Genomic DNA, 395 nt, shown 5'->3' on the forward strand with positions numbered 1-395 from the left:
CGTGAATCTTTAAGACTCCGGGAGCCACAATGGCTGTCAGCGGGATATGGTTCCTGTATACACCGATGTCTCCCTCCGTCGTGCACAGTTCCACCATGGAAGCTTCTCCATCGTAAAATCTCCGTTCGGGAGTAATCACATGCAGTTTGAATAAATCAGCCATATTCCCACCCCCTATTTCACACGGGCAAGAACATCATCCATACTACCTGCAATTAAGAAATAGCTTTCAGGAATATCGTCATGTTTGCCTTCCAGAATCTCCTTGAAACCCTGAATCGTATCAGCCAGCGGGACGTAACGGCCTTCCAGACCGGTAAACTGTCCTGCCACGAAGAACGGCTGGGATAAGAATCTCTGAATCTTTCTCGCACGGGATACGGTAAGCTTATCTT

2 pseudogenes are annotated in these 395 nt (G+C 48.1%); both read right to left on the bottom strand.

The window, feature by feature from the left end:
* Positions 1-163: pseudogene (locus tag NE473_RS30485) on the bottom strand (F0F1 ATP synthase subunit epsilon); the annotation flags it as partial.
* Between the two features lie 11 nt (positions 164-174).
* A pseudogene (locus NE473_RS30490) lies at positions 175-395 on the bottom strand (F0F1 ATP synthase subunit beta); the annotation flags it as partial.

The organism is Hungatella sp. SL.1.14, assembly GCF_024460495.1.
Taxonomy (GTDB): Bacteria; Bacillota; Clostridia; order Lachnospirales; family Lachnospiraceae; genus Hungatella; species Hungatella hathewayi.